Origin of the sequence: Nitrosomonas sp. (assembly GCA_016703745.1) — a bacterium.
Lineage (GTDB): Bacteria > Pseudomonadota > Gammaproteobacteria > Burkholderiales > Nitrosomonadaceae > Nitrosomonas.
This window is the reverse complement of sequence record JADJBK010000006.1, coordinates 1,336,425-1,360,107: the sequence shown is the minus strand read 5'-3', so window position 1 is coordinate 1,360,107 and position 23,683 is coordinate 1,336,425. Positions and strand designations below refer to the sequence as shown.

Sequence of the window (23,683 nt, the reverse complement as noted above, 5' to 3'; positions counted from 1 at the left end):
CAAATGGATCAATTGACTGACTTAAAAGCAATTCTGCACTCCAAACGGGCTAACATTTATTACCTGGAAAAATGCCGTGTCATGCAAAAAGATGGCCGCGTTCTCTATTTAACAGAAGCTAAAGATGAGCAGCTCTACTGGAATATCCCGATAGCCAATACCACCGTCATTTTATTGGGCACCGGCACCTCTATCACCCAGGCCGCAGTACGCATGCTTGCATCGGCGGGTGTTTTGATCGGTTTCAGCGGCGGCGGTGGCACGCCACTGCTGGCAGCCAGTGAAATCGAATGGCTTACGCCGCAAAGCGAATACCGGCCCACCGAATATGTGCAAGGGTGGCTGTCCTTCTGGTTCGAGGCGGAAAAACGTTTGCAGGTAGCCAAACACTTCCAGCTCCTGCGCATCAATTACTTGCAAAGTGTATGGAGCAAGGACAGAGATATGAAGAATGAAGGCTTCCTTATCGACGACCAGGACGTCACGCGAGCATTCTCGGGGTTCTCAAGCAAAGTAGAGCAAGCGAGCAATGTCACCGAATTATTACTGATTGAAGCCCAGCTAACCAAAAACCTCTATAAAGCTGCTGTCAGCCGCACCCAGCAAAAAGATTTTGTCCGCAACTATAACAATACGGATAGCGCAAACCTGTTTCTCAATCACGGCAATTACCTGGCCTATGGTCTGGCAGCCAGTACACTCTGGGTATTGGGCATACCTCATGGTTTTGCCGTCATGCACGGAAAAACCCGGCGCGGCGCTTTGGTGTTTGATGTGGCGGACTTGGTTAAAGATGCTTTAATTCTGCCATGGGCCTTTATTTCCGCTAAGGAAAAAATGACTGAACAGGAATTTCGACAACAATGCTTGCAGAAATTTACCGAACATAAGGCGCTGGATTTTATGTTTGATACCGTCAAACAGGTCAGTTTGCAAGGTGGTGCAATATGATGGTCACTTTCGTATCCGAGTGTGAGAAAAAGGCATTGACCAGAACTCGCCGGGTACTGGATGCTTTTGCCAACCGCATCGGCAGCCGTACCTGGCAAGCCGTAATTACTGAAGACGGTTTGATCGCCGTCAAAACTTTATTAAGAAAAACCGCCACCAAAAATACCGCCGTTGCCTGTCACTGGATACGCTCCAGAAGCCGAAGTGAGCTAGTTTGGATTGTGGGGAATCGAGATCAATTTAATCCACAAGGCATCGTACCCGTAAACACCACTTTTAAAGAATTAATCATGGATATACCAAGCGATAAACCCAATCCCGATTTTTTGTATGCCAATACTCATTTGCAACCATTAACTGAACATTTATTTGCCGTTGGCTATGTTGCGGAACAACTGTACAAACGACTGATGCCGAATCATGCAAAGCAATCAACCGCTACTTTTGTGGCGGGGTGTTTGCATGATCTAGGAAAAATTGACCCATGCTTTCAGGATTGGGTGAGGAATCCAAAGAAAAAGGGCTTTGTAGCAGAAGATGGGCAGCATATTGACGATACAAAATTTAGTTTTGACAAACATCCTCGCCACAATGAAGTTTCAGTACTGCTTTACCATTTACTCGATCACATTGCGCTAAAACAGATCAATACAGATAACAAAAAATCCATTAAACATGTTATTTATTGGCACCACGCCAAACCATTTCGTAAAGAAAAAGATTTTGTAAATTATGGCGACATTTACAAAAAATTGAATGGCAACCTAAAAGACCTAACATTCACTGAATTTTTAGCAAAAGTAATTCAATTATTGAAAAGCTTATGCACGCTCGATGCAAAGTATCGGACGGTGGAAGAATCAGTAATTTCAAAAATCTTCAATGAAGAAGTTGATTTAGACATTATCAAAACATTAGATGAGTCACTGTTACCGTATTATAAGAAATATGATGCTCAGGACAGTATTGAGAAATACCCCTCACAAATTCAGCATAATGCTGACAATAACGTCATGCGTGCCTGCGTTATTTCGGCGGATCGCTGGGTATCAGCACTTACTCCATCAGATTTACACGCACATATTAAAAATAGCTCGTTCAATTCACTAACAGATGAACTTCTATTATTGGAATCGTCGCTTTGCTCACATATTGAAACCTGTTTAACGAAATTTCCAGCCAGCGAACGCAGCAAGAAACAAAATGAAGTTGCAAACCAGCTAACTGCCGCACGGGGCGTTGCTGTGCTTGCAGGACCGGCGGGTTGTGGCAAAACCAAAATCGCATTGGAATGGGCTAAATTGAAAAATGCTCAGCAACTAATTTGGATTTGTCCGCGGGTGCAAGTCTGCCAAGGCATATTTGATGACTTAATATCTAAAGATTATTTTGAAGAGCTGCTTCCAAGTGCGCAGATAGAAATTAATACCGGAGAATTTAAATTTACCAACCAGTGGGGAAAACTCACTCCTGAAGATGAATATTTCTCAGGTAATATCATTATTACCACGATTGATCAAATATTTAGCGCCATCATTACCCACGGCAGAGTTAATACTTTAATTAATTTTTTGAACGCACATGTGGTGTTTGATGAGTTTCATGAATATATCAATATGCCCGCTTTTAATTTGCTATTTGCTGAGTTGATAGCTTGTAAACAACAGCAGGAGCAATTAGCTAACACCTTATTGGTTTCGGCCACACCATATTATTTTTATCTGAAGCAAGTATTGCAAATCGATCCAGAAGATATTGTTGCTATGCCTTCATTTAATCCAAGCCGCTACCGTATTGAGTTCAAGGTATTTGATGAAACTAAGCAAGACGACACTAATCCACTGTATCAATCGTATCAATCCAACACCATCGTTATTAGCAACACAGCTATAACTGCGCAAAAAAGCTTTATTCGCAATCAGCACCAAGAAAACGCAGTGTTATTGCATTCCAGGTTTAAAAAAAGTGATAAGCAGAAATGGTTTGAAGAAGTTTATGAGTCGTTCAAAAAAGACGGCACGCTCAAATTTAATGTTTTACGCAGCGGACCAATTGTTCAAGCCTCCCTGAATATTACCTGTGATCACATGGTCGCAGAAATCACCAATGCAGAGAATTGTTTGCAGCGCTTAGGCCGGCAAGATCGTTTTGGTGTGAATAAGGAGGTCAATGTTCACTGTATCGCGGTTCCTGAAGCTATTGATCAAGGCAAAGGTACAGGAACCGCTGCCCGGTTTTTATCGCGCATGTACACTTTTGGTTCTACAAAAGCTTGGTATCAATTTATAAAAGCCGAGTTGAATGATCAATCTTTTACATTGCCGCAGTTATACAAGTTATATGAACGGTTCTATCAATCTGATAACGGTCAAAAATTCATAGCATCCGACCTAACTTCATCGCTTAAGGAACCTCTGAAAAACAAACATTCTGAACGGCAGTCACTCAAAAACTGACCACTACTTCAAATAGTGACGCTGATTTTTATGAAAACAGCCGTTCCTCTCTGGAAACAAGCTCATTTACTGGCTTGTTTTCAAATTTCAGACGCAACAAGACATCGACGTTCATAAGCATCACCACGGATGACGTTGGCAATGGCTGTCAGGAAGGTCAAACGGGCCGCATTTTTGGCCAGGCCGCGATAGCGATTTTTAGCATACCCAAAGCGGATTTTGATATCCCGAAACACGTGTTCGACTTTGGCGCGGCGTTTCGCCAGCTCACGGGCGGCACCGCGCAGTAGTTGAGCCGCCCCGGAATCGTCTTTCGTGAGCCTGGCCAGTTTGCCCGGACGCACCGCGATCACGCAGGCTGGAGGGCTTTCCGCCGGCATCTCCGGGCGTTTATCCAGCCCCTGATATCCGGCATCGCCATGAACAAACTGTTCCTCGCCATGCAGCAGGGCGGCGGCTTCGGCAACGTCGCTGACATGCCCCGAGGTTACTTTGAGCGTATGCACCAACCCGGTTTCATGATCGACGCCGATATGAAACTTGCTGCCGAAAAACCATTGATTGCCCTTTTTGCTGGAATGCATTTCTGGATCACGCGACCGGCTCTTATTTTTGGTTGAAGTCGGCGCGGCAATCAGGCTGGCATCGACGATGGTGCCGGCTTTCAAGAACAACCCACGCTCACCCAGCGTTTGGTTGATGACCTGGAAGATCTGATCCATTAACCCGTGTTTTCCAGTAAATGCCGAAATTGCAAAATGGTGCTTTCATCCGGCACGGCTTCCAGACGAATGCCGCAAAAACGGCGCAGTGATTCAATCTCATACAGCGCATCTTCCATGCCCGGATCGGAATAGTTGTAGATAATTTGCGCAACATGCGCGCGCAGCATCAATTCCAAGGCAAATGGTTTGCGGCCACGCCCATTGCCTGGCGCATAGTGTGGTTCAATAACATCAATCATAGCCTGCCAAGGCAATAATCCATCAAGTTGATCGAGAAACTTCTCGCGGCGCGTGACTTTGCCCTTATTGGCGTATTCGGCATCAGCAAAACTCATCTGTTGGTAAGGTTTCATGAAGAGCTTCTCGAAAAAGTTTGATGCAGAATTATATTACTTGCGGGGAATTAATCAGAGGTTCCTTAAGGCAAGTGTGAATTTAATTAATCAGAAAGTAATTGATCCCATCACTATTCCACCCAAAAAAGCGTTGCCGAAAGGCCGAGCCAAAATCAGCAAGAACTCCTTGCGTGGAGAAAACCGCTTTGTGCAAATGGCGGTATGCGATGTCAATGAACCCAATCAACCAAAATTTCTCGATCAATACGCTTACCAAACACCAATCAATGAACGGGATGACTTTGATAATCTGACGGCTTCCAAGGATGAAATCGAAGGTTATGGTGACAGCGATAAAAACTTGCTGGCCTACATGAAAACTAAACACCATAACATTATGGGTGGTACCAAAGCCTACAAAGACTTTATTTTGCTCAATGAAGCAAGAGACCCGGAATTTCCCATTTACCTGAGTTATACGTCTAATGATTTAATTCGGGTTGGGGGAGAAAGCGCACGGCATAGCCATGCTATTTACTATGCCGTGTGCGACAAACAGCCAATCGGTGCAATTTCAATCAAGCAACTTAATTCAAGTGAGGAATGATGTATGCAAAAAATAACCGGCATTAAAAGCGTGGATTTTAAAGTGGTTGCGCTGGGTCATGGAGTAGTCAACTGGAATGGACCGACAACACTTGCAGGCGATGATGGCAAGACAGTAGATAACCATACGCTGCCAAAACTTAGGGGATACAGCAACTTAACCGGCAAGATAAAAGAGGAAACGGGCTATAAATACAAAAAGCAGGCTGCTGATATAGATTTTAAAGAAACCCCCATGTATATCAGCCAGAATTGCATCCGACATCATTTATTTAGAGATCAAGCATTTGATTTGCACTATGCCAAAGATAAAAACCTACAAAACGTGTTGGCTTCAATTACGGGTTTGATACGTGGTTATGTTGTGCCTTCAAGCCAGTGCAAACGCACAAGCCCATTACTGCTGGAAGATTTTGTTGACCAATTGGGCAATGGCAATTTTGAGCAAATGGGGCGTTCCGGCTCAAAAGAAAAAGGTAAAGATGATAAAGGTGATGATGTAGCCAGCAACTCCTTTTTTTCCAAAACTACTTTTGGTGAAACCCAATATCTTGCATATGGTTCTATCAGCATTGAGCAACTACAATTTATTTCGTTGGATAAAAAGTTTGATCGCGCTTCCATGACTATTAAAGAGGGTGAAGGTGAAAAAATCGCCGAAGCTGTGCAAAACTTTATCAAAAGCCTTGACTCTGCCCGTAATCCAAAAGCTATTTTCAATAAAAACTATGTTCGCGGTGGCACTATATTTGAAGAGGGAGAAGTCGGCATTTTATTGGATAACGAAGCCATTGATATTTTGATTCAAGAAACCCTCCGCATGATTGACGAATTAAGCATTCGCCAGGCCAAAGGCTATATGTACGCGGATAGTGTGCTCGTGGACTATAACGACAGCCATAAAATGATGCGTATAAAACGCTCCGAGAGTGACATATCAGAGACCCCAGAAGCGAACTACGCTGTTTACTTCTACGCTAAATAGAGGTTAGTTATGCGTATTACGATTAAATACGAAGCGGCTTGGCAAAATTCATTTTTGGATGGCTCTAATAATGAGTCATTACCCAAGGGTGGACGTGGGTTTATTGGTTCTATGACAAATCTATCTAAACGGAATAGTGATGGTAAATTTCCCAATTTTATTCAACGAGCAATCAGTCATGATACGGTGATGGGCGTCTTAAATAGACTGATTGGTGATCAACGAAAATTGTATCAAGCCAAAAAATGCCCAAGCTATTTTTTTGCAGAATTAGAAGGCAAAATTACCTTTGAAAATATTCATGATCGATCCAAACCCATCAATAAGGAAATTGTATACATTCGTAACATAACGGGGAGTACCGATCAAAATTCTTTCACTGGCATGATCAAAAGCAATGACCCTATTTTTAGCTCTGATTATTCAGATGCTTTTTGGGGGATACTGACTTTGGATTTTGAAGATGTATGCCAGTTCATCGTAAAGCCTGATTTTGTAGTTGAGAATACAAAAACGTTTGACCCTTTAGGTGTTCTTGATCAGTTAGAGCAATTAAACAAACTGAAAGCAATGGAAGTAATTGGGGTTGTTGAGAATGCGTTGGCAGAACTACAAACCAAGTTTCTCGATGCTGAATACATAGACGCCAAGGGTATGATTAAGCCAATCATGTTTTATTGTTCAGCTTTGTATTTACAGATTTCAAGATTAAATCAGCGCTTCGATTTATCTAATGCTTTGACAAAAAGTGGCGGGATCAGCGGCATTTCAAAACGAGGGTTTACGCCCAAGGATTTCATGGATCGTTTTACCACCGGCAGTAAAAAACCAATTTGGGGTAATCCCTATCTGTTAAAAGAAAAGCGCAAAGGTGAGGGCGAAGTGACTTCACTGCTAACTAAAGCCAATGGCATACTCGAAATTTATTTGGACATTTCTCAAGAAAAAGCTATACAGCTCAGAGACATGATAGAAGCCGCAGGTGTTTCAAGCTTTTATATGGGCAAAAAAGGGTTGGCGTATGTCGATGGCCTTAGAATATAGGGATAAATTATGAAACATTACATTGAAATAACCTTATTGCCCAATTTAAACATTAATTTGTTCAGCCTCTGGTCAAAAGTCTTCCAACAGATCCATCTTGGTCTGGTCGAAATGCAGGATGACCAGAAGCGAGTACCGATTGGCGTTTCATTTCCTGAATACGTCATTGGTGAAAAATATAGCGTGCTTGGTGATAAGTTACGGTTGTTTGCTCAGGATGAAGCTACACTTGCCCGGTTTGATACTCCAAAGTGGTTGTTTCGCTTGAGTGATTATGTGCATTGCACCAGCATTCGTTCCGTGCCGGTGAAAATAATAGGCTATGCAATATACCAACGCTATCAACCAAAGATAAACGCAGAGCGGCTGGCGCGGCGTTATGCGCGTAGGCATGGGGTTGATTATGGTACAGCTTTGGTACGCTATGGCGAGATGTCCAACAAATGTATTCCATTACCATTCATTCGCCAAAAAAGCCTGAGCAGTGGGCAGGAATTTTGTTTGTGGATCAAAAAAAATAGGGTGATAGAGCCAGCGGGATCGGCCTATAGCAGCTATGGATTAAGCGCGAGTACAACAGTCCCTGAGTTTTGAGTTTGGTTTTTTTATTTCTTCAAAATTGCTGGAAAAATGTAGCAGAATGCTACAATATTTTTGTTGTTTGGTAGAGTGAAAGAATTATGGCAAAAGCGATATCGCCTATACGATTGCAAGAAGAATTGATGCAGGCAGCGACACTGGCCGGTAAGCGCCATCACCGGAGCGCGGCAGAGCAGATTGAGTATTGGGCGGAAATAGGGCATAGCGTTGGTGCGTTCCTGAAGCCAGATGATCTATTGTTGGTCTCAGCGGGATTGGCAAATATCCGTGTTGAGCTAGTAATGGGGCAGCCTGTCATCCCGAGTGCGGTATTTCAAGTACTGGAGCAGAGCCGTGCAAGCGGCGCATTGGCACAGGCGGTTACATCCAGTCCGGCTAGGTATCAGGTTTCATTAGCTTTCCCAGGTATGTTGGAGCAAATCAGCGCGAACGGCGAAATCAAGGTGGGGAAATTCGAGCATGGCCAGTTTTTTGTTAAAACTGACGAATCATCCTGATGGAGAAGCAGCAGTTATGGCTACTTGCGGGCGGTAATGGTGCAGGTAAAAGTACGTTTTACCGCATGTATTTGGAGCCGAAAGGAATGCCCTTTGTGAACGCTGATCTGCTCGCCAGGCAATTATTTCCTGATGAGTCTGAAGCACGTAGCTACGAAGCAGCGATGATCGCAGGTGAGATTCGCGCACAACTCCTGCAGGAAGGGCGTACCTTCTGCTTTGAAACAGTATTCTCGCATCCATCAAAAATTGACTTCATCGCCCAAGCAAAGGTGATGGGTTATGAAATCATTTTAGTGTTTATTCATTTGGGAAATATTGCACTCAACCATGCGCGGATTGCCCAACGGGTCATCGAGGGAGGGCATCATGTCCCGGCTGAGAAAGTCAACAGCAGAATACCCAGAACCCTGACGCACATTCAGCAAGCGCTGTCACTGTGTGATTACGTGTATATCCTCGACAATTCCCGTGCAGATGATCCTTTCCAGCAGATCGCCGTTTTGCGCCATGGCCAGCTAGAGATTGCCAAGCAACCACTGGCGGAATGGAGCAAAGTGATGCTGACGGATTACCTGAAATAGCAAACAGATTACCAAATTTTTTCTGGCTCTTTAACAAGTCATAGTTATCAATTGGTTACAAAGCAGCCCGATTATTTTGGTTTTTTTGCGTTAGAATGATGTAACCATATGTTACAAATGGCTATTTGTAATGTATCGCTAAGTTCGCTGCCGCACAGGCAGCTTAGAAACATAACCGGTGCTTGATGGCAATACCGCCGGATGTTCGCTGCCGCACAGGCAGCTTAGAAATATTGCCCGCGCCCCCCCTGGAGAATTTATGGGTTCGCTGCCGCACAGGCAGCTTAGAAAGATAACTACAATTTCGGCAAAGGACTGCGCACGTTCGCTGCCGCACAGGCAGCTTAGAAATTCATGCTTGTCGAGGCGCTTTTCGTGTAGCTGTTCGCTGCCGCACAGGCAGCTTAGAAAATCTATACGACAAGCTGTACGCTGGCCTCAGAGTTCGCTGCCGCACAGGCAGCTTAGAAATGAATGGGATTTCTTGCGCGGCTCTTATACATGTTCGCTGCCGCACAGGCAGCTTAGAAAATAAGCTACTCTCTACGTCTTGCTGTTGTAATGTTCGCTGCCGCACAGGCAGCTTAGAAAGCTACGGCTTCCGCCCTCCGGCTCACGGGCTCGTTCGCTGCCGCACAGGCAGCTTAGAAAGCATCAGGCTGAAAAACGGCATTGTTAACTTCGTTCGCTGCCGCACAGGCAGCTTAGAAAACCAACCCAACTCGTGCCAGCGCCCCTACAGCGTTCGCTGCCGCACAGGCAGCTTAGAAATTTAAAGATTAACCGGTGTTATATTGTGTCCGGTTCGCTGCCGCACAGGCAGCTTAGAAAAAATACCGCTCAATCTGGGATCGCGGCGAACAGTTCGCTGCCGCACAGGCAGCTTAGAAAGATAATCCGCTGGAGAAACTGCAGGGATCGGTGTTCGCTGCCGCACAGGCAGCTTAGAAATGGAAGTGGCCTAGCCACTCCTGTGCCTGCATGTTCGCTGCCGCACAGGCAGCTTAGAAATCTACACCAGCATTTCCTCTGCTGCACCGGAGGTTCGCTGCCGCACAGGCAGCTTAGAAAAATGGTGCGCTGGATGCGATTAATGATTTCTTGTTCGCTGCCGCACAGGCAGCTTAGAAACTGAACCGTCAGATTGAACAGCAGGTTATTGTTGTTCGCTGCCGCACAGGCAGCTTAGAAATGGCATTCGTAACAACAGTATCACCAGTTTGCGTTCGCTGCCGCACAGGCAGCTTAGAAATGGGTCAACAGTCATAACGTTTTGCGGTCATGGTTCGCTGCCGCACAGGCAGCTTAGAAAGCTATCTTTTATGCGAGCTGCGAAAATTATTTGTTCGCTGCCGCACAGGCAGCTTAGAAAAGAAGCTGGAGCGCTAAATGTTTTTTGTACACGTTCGCTGCCGCACAGGCAGCTTAGAAATTCATGAGATGAAAGAGAAAAAAAAGCTCGGGGTTCGCTGCCGCACAGGCAGCTTAGAAATGATATATTGTCAGTTATATTGCCCGCGGCTGGTTCGCTGCCGCACAGGCAGCTTAGAAATTTCACAAGCTCTTCATGTGGTTTGAGTACACGTTCGCTGCCGCACAGGCAGCTTAGAAAAAGCGCAAGACCGTGCGCCGCGTGATTGTGTTGTTCGCTGCCGCACAGGCAGCTTAGAAATGCCAACGCCATGACACACAGGCAATGGGCTATGTTCGCTGCCGCACAGGCAGCTTAGAAATTCGTGCTCTACTACGTCACCTACACTGTGTAGTTCGCTGCCGCACAGGCAGCTTAGAAAAGAAAACCTCAGAAGATATCTTGCTATCAGCAGTTCGCTGCCGCACAGGCAGCTTAGAAAATCAATGATGGTGTCATTACCAAGCTCAATAGGTTCGCTGCCGCACAGGCAGCTTAGAAAAAGAGGCGATTGTATGATTGCGCAGCAGTAAGGTTCGCTGCCGCACAGGCAGCTTAGAAATATTAGGTCTATTTATGCAGACTATCGGCATTTGTTCGCTGCCGCACAGGCAGCTTAGAAAACCCGATCGACTCGATGATCGACAACTCGTTTGTTCGCTGCCGCACAGGCAGCTTAGAAAGGAATAAACGGCGAAGTAATTACCCCGGTTGAGTTCGCTGCCGCACAGGCAGCTTAGAAATGACAACATAAAAGTTTATGGCGATATAAGCTGTTCGCTGCCGCACAGGCAGCTTAGAAACTGGATCGCTGGATGCAAAGGATCAGCAAAAACGTTCGCTGCCGCACAGGCAGCTTAGAAAAGGTCGATGCTAAAAAAGCAATAAATTATGCTGTTCGCTGCCGCACAGGCAGCTTAGAAAATTTGCTCGACGCTGCAATCCTTCTCGAATCCGTTCGCTGCCGCACAGGCAGCTTAGAAAAACGTCGAGCGCCACGCCTACGCCGGCAGCATGTTCGCTGCCGCACAGGCAGCTTAGAAAAATCAACCTCACTATATTCAACGTTTTGAGCAGTTCGCTGCCGCACAGGCAGCTTAGAAATCTGTACTTTGTTTTCCCACTCTCTGCCTTTTGTTCGCTGCCGCACAGGCAGCTTAGAAACAGTATAGATGCCAGTTCGTGCACACCCCTGTGTTCGCTGCCGCACAGGCAGCTTAGAAATTTCACCCTTGCTACCCTGCGCAAAAAGCCAAGTTCGCTGCCGCACAGGCAGCTTAGAAAAGACTCGCAGAACGTCAGCCGGGCGCTGCGCGGTTCGCTGCCGCACAGGCAGCTTAGAAATCATACACGCGGTCATCGCTGCGGACGCCGACGTTCGCTGCCGCACAGGCAGCTTAGAAAAAAATCGATGATGCAGACATCGAAAACACGTAGTTCGCTGCCGCACAGGCAGCTTAGAAAGCTTACTTGAGCAGCAACTCAAAAACAAAATGGTTCGCTGCCGCACAGGCAGCTTAGAAATGCTCTTTTCGCTATTCCATTCCCGCCGGACAGTTCGCTGCCGCACAGGCAGCTTAGAAAAAAAGTATCTAGGCTCTCTCTTATTGCCAGCAGTTCGCTGCCGCACAGGCAGCTTAGAAAAGTTGCGGTTATTCTATAGCGTATAACCCCGCGTTCGCTGCCGCACAGGCAGCTTAGAAAGTTTTGCATACGAAACCGCGCAGCGTATACGTGTTCGCTGCCGCACAGGCAGCTTAGAAAACGTTTTAGTAACTCCGCCGCCTTGTCTTTCAGTTCGCTGCCGCACAGGCAGCTTAGAAATGCTAATTTTAGAGTTAGCAACTTGATTTCTAGTTCGCTGCCGCACAGGCAGCTTAGAAATTACTTTAACAAAGGAGAGCAAAAAAAATACAGTTCGCTGCCGCACAGGCAGCTTAGAAATTGTACTTCCATTATTTAGCCCCCTGTTTTCTGTTCGCTGCCGCACAGGCAGCTTAGAAATTGCTGTAGGTTCTGGCGTCCAGCATCGTTAGGTTCGCTGCCGCACAGGCAGTGAATCGCCCCGCACGTCATACTTGGAACCCTGAATTTTTAGAAGCCCCCTTCATATTAGGCTATAATGCGCAGTTCAAAATGTGTGCGGTAAGCTTGATTCGCTATAAACGTAGCAAGCGTGTCGCTAAAAAATTGAATATTTAGTAGCGTTAACAACTTAAATTCTGAAAATGAAACGTACCTATCAACCATCTGTTACTCGTAGAAAACGTACGCATGGCTTTCGTGTCCGCATGCGCACAAAAAGTGGCCGGGCAATCATCAGTGCACGCAGAGCCAAGGGCAGAGTGCGGTTAAGCGTATAACCTGTTAAGGGAACTTTAGGTTTATATGCTGACAAATTTCTGTATGTGTTGCAGTCAGTAACAATACCGGCTGCTCTGCGTAAATTGCCGCAATCGCAGCGATTGCGGCGGGCTGAGGAATTCCGGTCTGTGTTACAAAATAGGGTGGCTTTTACGGGGAGCTATCTTAGGTTGCACGTTAAACCTAACCATTTTGGTTTTGCGCGGCTTGGCTTGATCGTTGCTAAGCGAATTGAACATAAGGCAATTAGACGGAATCGAATCAAGCGCACTGCCCGGGAGGTTTTTCGTTTACAACAACAAACGATTATCGGGCTGGACTGTGTGATGCAGCTAAGAAATCCCGTTGATGCTGCTATGGATCGTTTTAGTATTCGTTCTGAAGCATTAGCGTTGCTGGCAAGGGCTGAAAGGTATCTTAAAAAAAATGCGGCAATTATTGATTAACCTTATTAAATGCTATCAGATTGGTTTTAGCCCTCTGACGCCACCTTCCTGCCGGTTTTATCCAACCTGCTCAAATTATGCGCAGGAAGCCTTGGCGAGATATGGTGTGGTGACGGGCATATGGCTCAGTATCAAACGAATATTTCGTTGCCATCCTTGGAATCCGGGTGGTTACGATCCGCTTCCTTGAGACTCATCAGTCCTTCTGCTATCAAGCAAAAGTATCTCTACTCGAACAAGCAGCAGTATTATTAATATTCAGATATCAGATCAAAAATGGATGCTAAAAGAATCGTACTTTTCGTCATTTTTTCAACCTCGCTGCTTTTTTTATGGGAAGCATGGATTAACGAGCAGGCGCGTTTTGAGCAAATCAACGTGGCTGCTGGTTCGGATGAGACTAGCCAGGTTGATCCCGATTTGCCCGTTCCCGGCGATTCATTAACTGAATCCAGCTCGGCAATGGGCAGTGGTCAGATTCCTGCAAATGCAGATGCCAGGGATATAGTAACCCCACGGCTACTGTCAACCGGTGAGCAGATTAGGGTGGTAACCGATATGGTGGTCGCTGAGATTGATACGGTTGGCGGAGATTTGCGGCGCCTGGAGTTATTGAAGCATCCTTCGACCGAAGATAAGGATACGCCTTACGCTCTGCTGCAAAGCCAGGCATCTCGTATTTATGTTGCACAAGCCGGATTGATTGGAGACGGGTTGCCCAACCATAAAACAGTTTACCGGCCAGAATCCACCAAGCGGCAATATGAAATGGTTGGAAGTGAAAACGAAATCACTATCCGTTTGCTGGCTGACGAAACAGATCATGTTGAAGTAACCAAGATTTATACCTTCCGTCGAGGCAGCTATGTAATTGACGTCAGTTTTGAAATAAAAAATACCGGCGAGAATACGGTACGTCCATTTGCGTATTATCAAATGCTGCGCGATAGCATTCCGCCCACAAGTAACACATTGATGGATCATTCCTATACCGGTGCAGCAGTTTATACCGAGGTAGAAAAATTCAGGAAAATTCCTTTCTCGGATATGAATAGCAACAGTGTCGATTATCCGACTAATGCGGATAATGGCTGGATTGCCATGCTTGAGCATTATTTCTTGTCTGCATGGTTACCAGAGCAGGGCCAGCCACGTGAGTTTTTTGCCAAACGGCAAAATGAAAATCTCTATACAACGGGAATTATTCTTCCCGTTGACGAAATTGCTCCGGGCGGTGCGAGAACATCTTCCATACAGCTTTATGCTGGTCCGCAGGAGCAGGATAATCTGGCAAAACTTGCTCCTGGTCTGGAGTTTACAGTTGATTATGGCTGGTTGACGATTATCGCCGTTCCCTTATTCTGGTTACTGTCTTTTTATCATTCACTGGTTGATAACTGGGGGTTGGCAATTATTCTGTTAACCGTCACTGTTAAGCTTCTGTTCTTCCCTCTGTCTGCCGCAGGCTATCGCTCAATGGCCAAGCTTCGTCAGGTGACACCCAAGCTGAAACGGATTCAGGATCAATATAAAGGTGATCGTCAGCGTATGCACCAGGCAATGATGGATTTCTACAGGGAAGAAAAAATTAATCCTCTTGGTGGTTGCTTGCCAATTTTAGTGCAGGCTCCCGTTTTTATTGCGCTATTCTGGACGCTGTTGGCTGCAGTGGAGTTGCGTTACGCACCTTTTGCGTTATGGATTAACGATTTATCCACTCCCGATCCGTATTATGTGTTGCCAGTTCTGATGGGGATTTCGATGTTTGTGCAGACCAAGCTGAACCCGACACCAACAGATCCCATTCAGGCGCGTGTCATGCAGATCATGCCAGTCGCCTTCAGTATTTTCTTCTTTTTCTTTCCGGCAGGCTTGGTGCTGTATTCGCTGGTCAGTAATGTCTTGTCAATTGCTCAACAATGGCAAATTACCCGCATGTATGACAAACCGGCTGTATCGACCGGAAATACCAATAAAAGCAAGGAAAAATAATCAATTCCGCCTGATTGTCGTGGACTCTGGCAGGTAGTCTATCTATGCCTGCTAACTGTTCGAACAATCAGGACATCATTGCAGCAATTGCCACTCCGCCTGGTAGGGGCGGTGTTGGCATTATCCGTATTTCCGGGAAAAATCTGCAGCCACTGGCGAAAGCTATCCTGGGGAAACTGCCAGAACCACGCCGTGCAGAGTTTGGAAGTTTTCTTGACGAAGACGGACAAGTGCTTGACCAGGGAATTCTGCTGTATTTTCCCGCTCCACACTCCTATACGGGCGAAGATGTGCTCGAACTCCAGGGGCATGGCGGGCCGGTCATTATGAATCTCCTGTTAACACGCTGTCTGCAGCTTGGTGCGCGTCTTGCTGAGCCTGGAGAATTTACATTGCGCGCTTTTCTAGCCGACAAAATCGATCTACTGCAGGCGGAAAGTGTAGCTGATCTGATCGAAGCCAGCACTGTTGATGCCGCTCGCTGTGCGATACGTTCCCTGAATGGGGAATTTTCAGCAACTATTGCCCAATTGGTGCAAGCGCTGACTGCGCTGCGAGTTCTGGTGGAAGCGACACTCGATTTTCCCGAAGAAGAGCTGGATTTTTTGCAGTCTGCGCAGGCCAGGGAACAATTACAGGCTATTCAACAACAGCTGGCGCGTGTATTGATCGCATCCCGCCAGGGCGCGTTATTGCAGTCTGGTATCAATATCGTGCTGGTCGGTCAGCCCAATGTTGGCAAATCCAGCTTGCTGAATCAACTGGCACGTGAGGATGTCGCCATTGTGACCGAATTTCCCGGCACCACACGTGATACCATTCGCCAATCGATTGAAATTAAAGGAATCCCGCTGCATCTGGTTGATACCGCTGGCCTCAGAGAAACCAGTGATATCATTGAGCAACAAGGGATTGCCCGTACCCATGCGGCAGCGAGGCAGGCGGGGCTCGTGTTGTTGGTGCTGGACAGCCGTCAGGGAATAACTGCAGCAGAGCGAAATATTCTGGCTGAGCTTCCGCAGGAGCTGCCGGTATTGATGATTTACAATAAAATTGATTTAACAGCCGAAACTCCTCGTGCGGCTGAAAATGAATATGGGCTAGTCATCCACTTGTCGGCTAAAAATGGTGAAGGCGTTGATCTGCTGACAGACGCATTACTCCAGACAATCGGTTGGCAAGGCAATGTTGCCGGTGAAGGGCTCTACATGGCACGGCAAAGGCATTTACAGGCATTGGTCAACGCCAGTCGGCATCTGCAAACCGCTACTAACCTGCTGGACGAAGGCAATACACTTGAATTACTCGCTGAAGAACTGCGTCTCGCTCAACAGGCGTTATCTACTATTACCGGTGAATTTACGGCAGATGATTTACTTGGTGAAATTTTCTCTGCCTTCTGCATCGGAAAATAAATGCGCTTCCTGAGCGTTCCGCATGAGGCTATTCAATCTTATCCGGGTATTTCTGCTGACCGTGCGCCTCAGTAGTAAGTCTGGGGAATTGTGATTGGCCGGAGGATGGCGTTGGTCGGGAGTAAAGCGAAAAAATGAAGCTGGCCGGTAAGCCGGGTTCTGTCGTGGACAGTCATTCCTCTAGGCGGACAGTTACCTGTCCGCTCAAGCAACCTACCCGCAGACTCGGCGAGCAGCGTCATTGTCTGCCTATTTGGTCTTGCTCCGGATGGAGGTTACCGCGTTTCACCGTAACTGAATACGCTCGTCTCTGTGGCCCTGTTCCTCGCCTTGGGTCTTGCGACTTATAGCGGCCGGCCATTAACCGGCATCCTGCTCTGTGGAGCCCGGACTTTCCTCTCCCTGGGTTGCCAGGCAGCGACTGTCTGGCCAGCTTCACCGGTCATTTTACCCGAAAACAGGGTCTGCCCCAGGGAAGCATTCATGCATAACGGGGTCCAGGGTTTTGCAGCAAATCCAGCAGGCCTTGTAGTGCGGTTGCTACTGCCTGACGCCTGATTGCTTCCCGGTCACCATTGAACAAGCAGGTGCGACTACTGGTTGACTGATTTTCCTGCTGGATGATCAACCAGGCGAAACAAACCGTTCCAACCGATTTGTTTACTGTTCCACTTTCCGGGCCAGCGATACCCGTAACCGCAACAGCTATCTGAGCTTCGCTCATTTTGATCGCGCCATGTGCCATTGCACGCGCAGTTTGTTCGGAGACGGCGCCAAAACGTGTCAATATGGTAGACGTGACCGATAGCATCTGCTGTTTAGCAAGATTATTGTAGGTGATAAAGCCTCGGTCGAACCAGTTGGAACTGCCGGGTACGGCAGTAATAACCTGTCCGATCCAGCCGCCGGTGCAGGATTCTGCTGTAGCGAGCGTTAACTCGTTTTGCTTGAGCAGCACCCCTACCTGTTGTGCTAGAACGAGCAGCTGTTTATCACTGGTTTTTAGCATGCCGGAAAAAGCTTAGAAATAGCTCTCAAATAACACCATTGATTTCCAGCCAGCTAAACACAGCAGCGTGTAAAACGCTGCTAGCAGATCATCAAACATAACGCCAAATCCCCCTTTTAGCTGTTGATCATAGTGATTGATCGGTGCGGGTTTCACAATGTCAAAAAAACGAAATAATAGAAATGCAGCGAGTTGCCATTGCCATTCATCTGGAATGAAGAAGAGTACCAGCATGAAGGCTACAATTTCATCCCATATTATTCCCGAATGATCAGGCACGTTGAGTGCGCGGCCTGTGACGGCGCAGGCCCAGATCCCCAGTATGAAAAATACGTCGATAACGAGTAACAGCGAGAAGGTATCCAGCCAGTGATTTAGAAACCAGTACAGAGGAAAGGCAGCAAGCGTACCAAACGTGCCCGGTGCGTAACGAACCAGTCCGATGCCGGCACCCATGGCAATGAAATGAGCCAGCCGAATATGCACAAAAGTAATATCCGGCTGCCTTTTGCGCGGGTATTCCGGTGAGTAATTTTCAGGCAAGGAAGTGATCATGGCCTTTTCTCTCGTGATAGACGGGAATGCCGGTTGCAGTTGATACGATCAGGCCATTACCCGCAACAATTTTACCGATACAGGTCAACTGGATGTTGCTCCGTTGTGATAGCTGCAGGAGTGTTTCATGGTTGTTTGCTGCTGCGGTAAAACATAATTCATAATCGTCTCCGCCTGCCAGCAGACAATCCACAGCAAGCTTGCATTCAAGATGTCCCGGTGTTAATTTTTTTCTTAGTGCGTTACTGCAGGGGATACGTTCAAAATCAATCGTTGCACCGACACCCGAGGATTTGAGGATATGGCCAAGATCGGCGAGTAACCCATCGGAAATATCAATGGCGCTGCTTGCCCGCTCCTGTAGCTGTTGACCGAGACCAACACGGGGAACGGGTTGGTTCAGCCGGTTTAAGCAGGTTTGCGCTTCCTGTGGTGTCAGTACGACTTTGCGTCGCAGATAGCCCAGTGCCATCGCGGCATCACCCAGTTCACCAGAAACCCAGATATCGTCTCCGGGTGCTGCGGTGCTGCGTTTCAATGCCATGCCATGCTGGACTTCACCCATGATCTGTACCCCGATATTTAGCGGTCCACAGGTGGTATCACCGCCGATCAGTTCTACTTCAAACTGATCGGCAAGTGCGAAGAACCCGCTGGAAAAAGCGCTCAACCAGGCATCATTCTGTCCCAACTCCTGCGGCATCGTTAACGACAGCAGCACCCAGCGGGGCGTTGCGCCCATTGCTGCCATATCTGACAGATTCACGGCAAGCGATTTATGCCCTAGATTACCGGGGTCGGTTTGTGCAAAAAAATGGTGATCTGCTACCAGGGTATCTGCGGAAACCACCAGATCCATCCCGCTATGGCAGGCAATGATTGCTGCATCATCACCCACACCCAACAGTGCCAGCCTGGATGGGCGCGTAAAGTAACGGCGAATAATATCGAACTCGGAATTCATGGAGAGATGAATGCGAAATAAGTTTGGCCAGGTATTTATTCTCTGCTGGCGGATGCCAGCATGCCGATTTCAGTTGTGCGCAGTGCTGCTGCCAGTTTGTCCATCACCCCGTTGACGTAGCGATGGCCATCGGTGCCACCGTAGCTTTTGGCCAGTTCAATAGCTTCATTAATGATGGCGCGATAGGGAATTTCCGGGTGGTGTGCGAGTTCGTAAGCGCCTAGTAATAGAATTGAATATTCGACTGGGCTGAGCTCAGTCAACTGACGATCCAGATAGGGCTGAATATGAGTTTGCAGCTCCAAGGCATGCCGCAATGCCCCGTTTAATAAATCCTCAAAATAGGCTTTATCAGCACGGACAAAAATTTTGGTTTCATGTAACTGTGCAATGATGTCACGCGACTCACCTTGTGCCTGACGCCACTGGTAAATTCCCTGCAACGCCAGTTCCCGCGACAGACGGCGACGATTCTTGAATTTGGGTGCAGGTTTTCCTGGTGGAACGAGAGTGGATTGCGTCATTCCTGATCGTCAATATTAATGTCGTCGAGTTTGGAAATTGTGATCGCCATTTCCACTGCAACCCGTGCGACTTCGGTACCTTTCTGGGTCATCCGCGCAATGGCCTCGTCATCCGTGCTGGTTGTGAGGATACCGTTCGCAATCGGAATATCGTAGTCCAGCCCCACTATCATCAGCCCGCGTGCAGATTCATTGGCAACTATCTCGAAATGATAGGTCTCTCCGCGAATAACCGCTCCGAGCGCAATCAACGCATCAAACCGATCGGTTATCGCAAGCTTCTGCAACGCTGGTGGGGCTTCCAGTGCTCCGGGCACGGTCACAAGCATCATGTCGGACTCATTTACACCCAATTTGATCAGTTCGGCGGTACAGGCGCTGAGTAAGCCTTCTGCAATATCAAGATTGAACCGGCTCATGACAATACCTATGCTGAGTCCTCTGCCGTCAAGTTCAGTTTCAAGCTCTGGGATGTTGTCATAGTAGGCCATGGTTAATTCCTTTTTATAAGTTTCTAAAAAATACGTTTGGTTTAGGTGGTTGATTCGGATTCCAGATAGCCGGTAACTTCAAGACCAAATCCTGTCATGCTCGGCATTTTGCGTGGTGTCGCCAGCAGGCGCATTTTCTGAACGCCAAGATCCCGCAGAATTTGCGCCCCAATACCATAATTGCGCAGATCGGGTCTGGATTTGTCCTCAAGACAAGGCCGTGTCGGCATGATACGCTCCAACAGAGCCTGCATGTCATCTTTACGGTTAAGGAGCACAATTACCCCCTGACCTTTCCTGGCAATCAGCGACATAGCATTGTGAATACTCCAGGCATGGGTGCAGTCATCGATTTCCAATATATCAATGATCGAAACCGGTTCATGAACGCGAACCAGAATTTCTGAGTCTGCATCCATCTCGCCCTTTACCAGCGCGAGATGCATCACCCCTGATATTTTGTCGTGGTAAACAACCAGGCTAAATTCCCCGTGTACGGTTTGTAGTTTACTTTCAGATGCCCTGGTAACCAGGCGCTCAGTACGGCTGCGATACTGAATTAGATCGGCGATAGTGCCAATTTTGAGCTGATGCCTGGCTGCAAAATCGATCAAGTCGGGTAAGCGTGCCATCTCGCCATCATCTTTGAGAATTTCGCAGATGACCGCTGCTTCCGTCAGGCCATCCAGTCGCGCCAGATCGCATCCCGCCTCGGTATGGCCTGCACGGACCAGCACCCCGCCTTGTTGTGCTTTGAGTGGAAAAATATGACCCGGCTGAACTAGATCTTCCGGCCGGGCATCTGCCTTTATCGCAGCCTGAATGGTGCGAGAGCGATCAGCTGCCGAAATGCCGGTTGTTACGCCACTTCTGGCCTCAATGGAAACGGTGAAATTGGTTCCCAGTGGTGAATGGTTAGCATCCACCATCATCGGCAGCTTGAGCTGATGACAGCGTGCTTCCGTCAGCGTCAGACAAATTAGCCCCCTGCCATGTTTCGCCATGAAATTGATTGCCTCTGGCGTGACAAAATCCGCTGCCAGAACCAGATCACCCTCATTCTCACGATCTTCCTCATCCACCAGAATGACCATTTTCCCGGCCTTGAAATCGGCCAGAATTTCTTCAATTGAACTTACCACCGGCTTCATGTTTCGTTATCCTGCATGGTTTAATAAGCGAGCGACGTATCGGGCGATCATATCGGTTTCCAGATTCACTTTCCCCCCTGGTTTTAAAAAACTAAAATTAGTGTGTTGCAGTGTATAGGGCACCAGATTTACTTCAAAGCTATTTCCTTCGACCCGGTTAACTGTCAGGCTGACACCATCAACCGTAATCGACCCTTTTGGCGCAATGTATTTAAGTAAGGCGTCTGGCGTTTGTATGACCACACCACAGCGATCTTTTTGCGGGCTGATTTCCTTAACCGTACCTACGCCATCAACATGTCCGCTGACCAGATGGCCATCAAGCCGGTCGGATAAACGCAGGGCCGGCTCAAGATTGACTTGATTGCCGACTTTATCCAGGCCATGTGTGCACGCCAGTGTTTCACCGGAGACCTCAAATAAAAATCTGTTATCGTCAATCGTCATCACCGTCAGGCAAATGCCATTGACCGCGATACTGTCCCCCACGGTAACCTCCCGCCAGTCGATTGCACCCGGATGAATGCGTATCCGTAAAATACCCTCGCATTGATCAATATGCTCTATGTTGCCAACTGTTTTTACAATGCCGGTAAACATTCAAAATTACCTGTAATTTTTAAAAACCATGCGGATCATCAATCTGATAAATCAGACAGATAACTGCGGTAAGCCAGATACACTGGTATAATCGACCGTTTTCATTTAGTTGCAGAATTTGTTTCCCAAGGATCGGTTTATTATGACACGCGCACTCCGTAATATCGCTATTATCGCCCACGTTGACCATGGCAAGACCACGATGGTTGATAAGTTACTGCATCAGGCTGGCACTTTTTCGGCGCACCAGACCATCGCTGAACGTGTGATGGATTCCAACGATATTGAGCGGGAGCGTGGCATCACCATCTTCTCCAAGAATTGTGCCATTGATTACGAAGGTGTGCATATCAACATCATCGATACCCCTGGCCATGCTGATTTTGGCGGTGAGGTCGAGCGTGTGTTATCCATGGTCAATGGCGTATTACTGCTGGTGGATGCGGTCGAAGGTCCTATGCCGCAAACCCGCTTTGTTACCCGCAAGGCGCTGGCGCTCGGCTTGCACCCGATTGTGGTCGTAAACAAGATCGATCGCCCCGGTGCGCGGCCTGATTGGGTAGTCAATCATACCTTCGATTTGTTTGACAAGCTGAACGCAACCGAGAAACAGCTTGATTTCCCAGTTGTTTACGCTTCTGCGCTCAATGGATATGCTTCGTTGGATCCAGCGCAACCCGGCAAGGACATGCGTCCTCTGTTTGATACGATTCTCAAATATGTTCCCGCCCCGACAGGAAATCCAGATGAACCGCTGCAATTCCAGATTACCGCACTCGATTATTCAAGCTTTGTCGGGCGTCTCGGGATTGGCCGCATCAATCGCGGACGTCTGAAACCCGGGCAGGATGTCATGGTTATTACTGGCGACAAGCCAGCAAAAAAAGCGCGTGTTAACCAGGTATCCGGTTTTCAGGGGCTGGATCGTGTGCAGCTAAGCGAGGCTACTGCCGGGGATATCGTACTGGTAAGTGGCATCGAGGAGATCGGGATCGGCACCACCTTAACGGATATCGGCCATCCGGAAGCGTTGCCCATGCCGGTTGTCGATGAGCCAACACTATCGATGAATTTTCAGGTCAACACATCACCTTTTGCAGGTAAAGAAGGCAAGTTTGTGACCAGTCGTCAATTGCGGGAACGTCTTGAGAAAGAACTGCTTACCAACGTGGCTCTGCGCCTTGAAGAAACAGCTGATACGGATTCTTTTCTGGTTTCTGGGCGGGGTGAGCTGCATTTAACGATTTTGCTTGAAAACATGCGACGTGAAGGTTACGAGCTGGCAGTCTCCCGTCCTCGCGTGGTCATACGCGAAATTGATGGTGTCAAGTGTGAGCCATTTGAGGCTCTGAGCGTTGATATGGATGAGGTGAATCAAGGTGCGGTTATGGAAGCGCTTGGTACGCGTCGTGGTGATTTATTGGATATGGTTTCGGATGGCCGTGGGCGGGTGCGTCTGGATTATCGCATTCCAGCGCGCGGCTTGATCGGTTTCCAGTCGGAATTCATGACCATGACGCGAGGTACCGGCATCATGAGTCATGTTTTTGATGAATACGGTCCTGTTCGATCTGATATTGCGGCGCGTAAAAATGGCGTTTTGATTTCAGCTGAACACGGGGAAGCCGTCGCTTATGCCTTGTGGAAACTCCAGGATCGTGGCCGCATGATCGTCAAGCCTGGTGATCCCCTCTACGAAGGCATGGTCATCGGCATACACAGCCGTGATAATGATTTGATCGTCAATCCAGTTAAAGGTAAGCAGCTGACTAATATCCGTGCTTCAGGTCACGATGAGGCGGTTGCGCTTATTCCACCTATTGAATTAACGCTTGAGTCTGCCATTGAATTTATAGCCGATGATGAATTGGTAGAAATTACACCTAAAAATATTCGTATTCGTAAGCGTTTTCTGCTGGAACATGAACGTAAACGGGCTTCAAGAACAGCGGCCTGATGTGATATATGGAATCTACCC

The 23,683-nt window shown here is 47.5% G+C and carries 21 protein-coding genes, 1 other RNA gene, 1 pseudogene and 1 CRISPR repeat array; of the genes and pseudogenes, 14 read left to right on the top strand and 9 right to left on the bottom strand.

Annotated elements, in window-relative coordinates:
* Positions 1-3: 3 nt before the first annotated feature.
* Positions 4-951 (top strand): type I-F CRISPR-associated endonuclease Cas1, encoded by a 948-nt coding sequence (gene cas1f / locus IPG31_07490; protein MBK6618201.1) that lies wholly within the window; start codon positions 4-6, stop codon positions 949-951.
* Positions 948-3,407: a CRISPR-associated endonuclease Cas3'' gene (locus IPG31_07485; GenBank protein ID MBK6618200.1), complete on the top strand. Its 2,460-nt coding sequence runs from the start codon at positions 948-950 to the stop codon at positions 3,405-3,407. The genes cas1f and IPG31_07485 overlap by 4 nt, the downstream gene beginning before the upstream one ends.
* An 80-nt stretch (positions 3,408-3,487) precedes the next feature.
* On the opposite strand, the pseudogene IPG31_07480 reads toward IPG31_07485, so the two are convergent.
* Positions 3,488-4,467 (bottom strand): annotated as a pseudogene (locus IPG31_07480) (IS5 family transposase).
* Between the two features lie 94 nt (positions 4,468-4,561).
* Between IPG31_07480 and IPG31_07475 the strand changes: the two are divergent.
* From IPG31_07475 to mnmE, 11 genes are all read left to right on the top strand, one after another.
* Positions 4,562-5,074, top strand: a complete 513-nt coding sequence (locus IPG31_07475) for a hypothetical protein (protein MBK6618199.1) — start codon at positions 4,562-4,564, stop codon at positions 5,072-5,074.
* Between the two features lie 3 nt (positions 5,075-5,077).
* Positions 5,078-6,058 carry a hypothetical protein gene (locus IPG31_07470; GenBank protein MBK6618198.1) on the top strand — a complete coding sequence of 327 codons (981 nt, stop codon included), beginning with the start codon at positions 5,078-5,080 and terminating at the stop codon, positions 6,056-6,058.
* Positions 6,059-6,067: 9 nt separating this feature from the next.
* Positions 6,068-7,102 (top strand): hypothetical protein, encoded by a 1,035-nt coding sequence (locus IPG31_07465; protein MBK6618197.1) that lies wholly within the window; start codon positions 6,068-6,070, stop codon positions 7,100-7,102.
* Positions 7,103-7,111: 9 nt separating this feature from the next.
* Positions 7,112-7,696 carry a type I-F CRISPR-associated endoribonuclease Cas6/Csy4 gene (gene cas6f / locus IPG31_07460; GenBank protein ID MBK6618196.1) on the top strand — a complete coding sequence of 195 codons (585 nt, stop codon included), beginning with the start codon at positions 7,112-7,114 and terminating at the stop codon, positions 7,694-7,696.
* Positions 7,697-7,782: 86 nt separating this feature from the next.
* The gene (locus IPG31_07455; protein MBK6618195.1) at positions 7,783-8,199 is read left to right on the top strand and encodes a hypothetical protein; all 417 of its coding nucleotides are present in this window, start codon (positions 7,783-7,785) and stop codon (positions 8,197-8,199) included.
* A complete protein-coding gene (locus IPG31_07450; GenBank protein ID MBK6618194.1) occupies positions 8,199-8,783 on the top strand; it encodes an AAA family ATPase in 585 nt (194 codons plus the stop codon). The genes IPG31_07455 and IPG31_07450 overlap by 1 nt, the downstream gene beginning before the upstream one ends.
* Positions 8,784-8,925: 142 nt before the next feature.
* A CRISPR array of direct repeats spans positions 8,926-12,258; the repeat unit is 28 nt; unit sequence GTTCGCTGCCGCACAGGCAGCTTAGAAA.
* A gap of 164 nt (positions 12,259-12,422) precedes the next feature.
* Positions 12,423-12,557 carry a 50S ribosomal protein L34 gene (rpmH, locus tag IPG31_07445; GenBank protein ID MBK6618193.1) on the top strand — a complete coding sequence of 45 codons (135 nt, stop codon included), beginning with the start codon at positions 12,423-12,425 and terminating at the stop codon, positions 12,555-12,557.
* A gap of 63 nt (positions 12,558-12,620) precedes the next feature.
* Positions 12,621-13,004: a ribonuclease P protein component gene (rnpA, locus tag IPG31_07440; GenBank protein ID MBK6618192.1), complete on the top strand. Its 384-nt coding sequence runs from the start codon at positions 12,621-12,623 to the stop codon at positions 13,002-13,004.
* Positions 12,985-13,194, top strand: a complete 210-nt coding sequence (yidD, locus tag IPG31_07435) for a membrane protein insertion efficiency factor YidD (GenBank protein ID MBK6618191.1) — start codon at positions 12,985-12,987, stop codon at positions 13,192-13,194. Before rnpA ends, yidD begins: the two co-directional genes overlap by 20 nt.
* Positions 13,195-13,280: 86 nt before the next feature.
* Positions 13,281-14,996, top strand: a complete 1,716-nt coding sequence (yidC, locus tag IPG31_07430; GenBank protein ID MBK6618190.1) for a membrane protein insertase YidC — start codon at positions 13,281-13,283, stop codon at positions 14,994-14,996.
* Positions 14,997-15,040: 44 nt separating this feature from the next.
* Complete coding sequence (gene mnmE, locus IPG31_07425) at positions 15,041-16,411, top strand: tRNA uridine-5-carboxymethylaminomethyl(34) synthesis GTPase MnmE (GenBank protein ID MBK6618189.1); 1,371 nt, start codon at positions 15,041-15,043, stop codon at positions 16,409-16,411.
* 132 nt (positions 16,412-16,543) lie between these two features.
* Here the strand turns inward: mnmE and rnpB are convergent.
* The 8 genes from rnpB to IPG31_07385 form a co-directional block, all read right to left on the bottom strand.
* Positions 16,544-16,848: RNase P RNA component class A (rnpB, locus tag IPG31_07420), an RNA gene on the bottom strand.
* Positions 16,849-16,892: 44 nt separating this feature from the next.
* A complete protein-coding gene (locus tag IPG31_07415; GenBank protein MBK6618188.1) occupies positions 16,893-17,420 on the bottom strand; it encodes a nicotinamide-nucleotide amidohydrolase family protein in 528 nt (175 codons plus the stop codon).
* 12 nt (positions 17,421-17,432) lie between these two features.
* Positions 17,433-17,975 carry a phosphatidylglycerophosphatase A gene (locus tag IPG31_07410; protein ID MBK6618187.1) on the bottom strand — a complete coding sequence of 181 codons (543 nt, stop codon included), beginning with the start codon at positions 17,973-17,975 and terminating at the stop codon, positions 17,433-17,435.
* On the bottom strand, positions 17,956-18,939 hold the full coding sequence (thiL, locus tag IPG31_07405) for a thiamine-phosphate kinase (protein ID MBK6618186.1): 984 nt from the start codon (positions 18,937-18,939) through the stop codon (positions 17,956-17,958). Before thiL ends, IPG31_07410 begins: the two co-directional genes overlap by 20 nt.
* 35 nt (positions 18,940-18,974) lie before the next feature.
* Positions 18,975-19,463, bottom strand: coding sequence for a transcription antitermination factor NusB (nusB, locus tag IPG31_07400; GenBank protein MBK6618185.1), 489 nt, complete (start codon positions 19,461-19,463; stop codon positions 18,975-18,977).
* Positions 19,460-19,954 (bottom strand): 6,7-dimethyl-8-ribityllumazine synthase, encoded by a 495-nt coding sequence (locus IPG31_07395; protein ID MBK6618184.1) that lies wholly within the window; start codon positions 19,952-19,954, stop codon positions 19,460-19,462. The genes nusB and IPG31_07395 overlap by 4 nt, the downstream gene beginning before the upstream one ends.
* A gap of 41 nt (positions 19,955-19,995) precedes the next feature.
* Positions 19,996-21,105, bottom strand: a complete 1,110-nt coding sequence (gene ribB / locus IPG31_07390; protein ID MBK6618183.1) for a 3,4-dihydroxy-2-butanone-4-phosphate synthase — start codon at positions 21,103-21,105, stop codon at positions 19,996-19,998.
* A 6-nt stretch (positions 21,106-21,111) separates the two neighbouring features.
* Complete coding sequence (locus IPG31_07385) at positions 21,112-21,705, bottom strand: riboflavin synthase (protein MBK6618182.1); 594 nt, start codon at positions 21,703-21,705, stop codon at positions 21,112-21,114.
* A gap of 142 nt (positions 21,706-21,847) precedes the next feature.
* Here IPG31_07385 and typA point away from each other — a divergent pair, with 142 nt between their 5' ends.
* The gene (gene typA / locus IPG31_07380; GenBank protein MBK6618181.1) at positions 21,848-23,662 is read left to right on the top strand and encodes a translational GTPase TypA; all 1,815 of its coding nucleotides are present in this window, start codon (positions 21,848-21,850) and stop codon (positions 23,660-23,662) included.
* The last annotated feature ends 21 nt before the right edge of the window (positions 23,663-23,683 follow it).